A 2,361-nucleotide genomic window follows, 5' to 3' on the forward strand; every position below is an offset into this window, starting at 1 on the left:
GCGTGGGGCAGGGTGCCCTGGGGGCCGGGGCGGGGTGCGGTCGAGGCCGGGCCGGCGGCCAGGGTGGCGAGCCGGCGTTGGCGCATCACGTGCCTGACCAGATCGCGCACCCAGTCCCGGTCCGTACGCAGGCGCAGGTGGGTGACACCGGCCCGGCGCAGCGCCTGGCCGATCGTCTCGCGCTGCGCCGCCGCCGCCTCGGCGTAGCGGCGGCGCAGCCGGGCGTTGCCGGTGGCGACCTCGCGCCGCCGCCCCGTCTCCGGGTCGATCAGCGTGAGGATGCCCACGTCCGGCAGGGTCAGCTCGCGCGGGTCGACCACCTCGACCGCCAGCACCTGGTGGCGTGCGGTGAGCTTGCGCAGCGGCAGCTCCCACGTCTGCGGCTCGTCGAGGAAGTCCGACACGACCAGCACCAGGCCGCGCCGCCGGACGACCCGGCCCAGCTGCTCGGCCGCCACGCCGAGCAGCGGCTCGGCCACCCCCGGCGGGGTGCGCGGCAGCGCGAACGCCGCCTGCAGCAGCGCCATCAGGTGCGGCCGGCCCGTCCGGGCGGGCAACGTCCTGACGCCGCCGCCGTGCAGCAGGTGGGCGCCGATCCGGTTGCCGGTGCGCTGGGTGAGGAAGCCGACCGCGGCCATCGCCGCGAGGGCCAGCTCCCGCTTCTCCATCGCCGCGGTGCCGAAGTCCATGCTGGCGCTGGCGTCGAGCAGCGCCCAGATCTCCAGCTCCCGGTCGGCGACCATGTCGCGCACGTGCGGCTCGTTGGTACGCGCGGTGACGTTCCAGTCCATCCGCCGCACGTCGTCCCCCGGCTGGTACGGCCGGGACTCCGCCGGTTCGCTCCCGGGACCTGGCACCAGGCCGAGATGCTCGCCCTGGAGCAGTCCATCCAGTCTCCTCGTGATCGTCAGCTCGAGCCGCCGCAGCGCGGGCTCGGCCATCAGGTACGACCTCATGCCACGATCTCCTGACGCACGGTCTCCTGCTGCGGGGCGATGACCGGCAGCGGCACGGCGTTCAGCACCCGGTCCACGACCTGCCGGGGCATGATCCCGTCGGCCAGCGCGTCGAACGACAACACCAGCCGGTGGGCCATCACGTCGTGGGCCAGGTCCCGGACGTCCTCCGGCAGCACGTAGCCGCGGCCCCGCATGAGAGCCAGCGCCCGGCCGGCCGCGAGCAGGCCGAGCGTGGCGCGCGGGCTGGCGCCGAAGGCCAGCAGCCGCCGTACGTCGGGCACGCCGTGGCGCTCGGGCTCGCGGGTGGCGTACACCAGGCGGACGGCGTACTCGGCGACCGCGTGGTGCACGAAGACCTCCTCGGCCCGGCGCTGAAGCATGACGACCTGCGCCGGGTCGAGGATGCTCTGGGGCTGCGGCGGGTCGACGCTCATGCGGTAGACGATCGCCAGCTCCTCCGATTCGCTGGGATAGTCGACGTCGATCTTCATGAGGAAGCGGTCCCGCTGTGCCTCGGGCAGGTGGTAGACGCCCTCCGACTCGATCGGGTTCTGCGTGGCCAGCACCAGGAACGGCCGTGGCACGGCATGGGTGACGCCGCCGATGCTGACCTGCCGCTCGGCCATGATCTCCAGCAGGGCGGACTGCACCTTCGCGGGCGCCCGGTTGATCTCGTCGGCGAGCAGCAGGTTGACCATGACCGGCCCGAGTTCGACGTCGAACGTCTCGGTGGAGGGCCGGTAGATCCTGGTGCCGACGATGTCGGCGGGCACCAGGTCGGGCGTGAACTGGATGCGGGCGAACGTGCCGCCGACCACCGTGGCCATGGTCTCGGCGGCCAGGGTCTTCGCGATGCCGGGCACGCCCTCGAGCAGGCAGTGACCCTTGGCGATGACCGCCACAAGCAGCCGTTCGACCATGTGGTCCTGTCCGACGATCACCCGCTTGACCTCGAACAGGGCACGTTCGAGCAGTGCCGGGTCGGTCATGGCTGCACGTCCTTCTGGGGGCAGTCGTCCACGACCACCCGTAGCTCCAGGGCGGTCGGCTGGGGATCGGCGTACGCGGCCCCGCCTGTCAGGAGCAGGGCGCCGGCGGCCAGCAGACCTAGAGCGAAACGCGATCTACGCATGGATTCCTCGTCCCTCGTATCGGCTTACGAGGAATTTCAGCAAGAGACCGCGAAAACCCGCGTAACCGCCACCTTTACACGGTTTTTCGGTGAACGGGGATATTCCTCCGGCATGACGCCCATCCAGCGCTATCTCGCCGAAGAAGTCGCCCTCGACCACGTGGACGGCCTGATCTCCCGCCGCGAGGCCCTGCGGCGACTGGGCCTGCTCGGGCTCGGGCTTCCCGCCGCCACCGCCCTGCTCACCGCCTGCGGCGCCTCCCCGGACCC

3 protein-coding genes are annotated in these 2,361 nt (G+C 72.1%); all 3 read right to left on the bottom strand.

The window, feature by feature from the left end; genetic code table 11:
- On the bottom strand, positions 1–956 hold a 956-nt coding region (locus C1J01_RS47625), incomplete at its 3' end, for a DUF58 domain-containing protein (RefSeq protein ID WP_111185706.1).
- Entirely contained in the window at positions 953–1,948 is a 996-nt protein-coding gene (locus tag C1J01_RS47630; protein ID WP_111185708.1) for an AAA family ATPase, read from the bottom strand. The genes C1J01_RS47625 and C1J01_RS47630, both read right to left, overlap by 4 nt.
- The gene (locus C1J01_RS50820) at positions 1,945–2,091 is read right to left on the bottom strand and encodes a hypothetical protein (protein ID WP_181449370.1); all 147 of its coding nucleotides are present in this window, start codon (positions 2,089–2,091) and stop codon (positions 1,945–1,947) included. Before C1J01_RS50820 ends, C1J01_RS47630 begins: the two co-directional genes overlap by 4 nt.
- Between the last annotated feature and the right edge of the window lie 270 nt (positions 2,092–2,361).

Source organism: Nonomuraea aridisoli, from assembly GCF_003236395.1.
In the GTDB taxonomy this organism is placed as follows: domain Bacteria; phylum Actinomycetota; class Actinomycetes; order Streptosporangiales; family Streptosporangiaceae; genus Nonomuraea; species Nonomuraea aridisoli.

What these genes read in the sequence shown, in the direction of transcription:
- C1J01_RS47630 (WP_111185708.1), bottom strand. Translation starts at nt 1,948, where the DNA reads ATGACCGACCCGGCACTGCTCGAACGTGCCCTGTTCGAGGTCAAGCGG.
- C1J01_RS50820 (WP_181449370.1), bottom strand. Translation starts at nt 2,091, where the DNA reads ATGCGTAGATCGCGTTTCGCTCTAGGTCTGCTGGCCGCCGGCGCCCTG.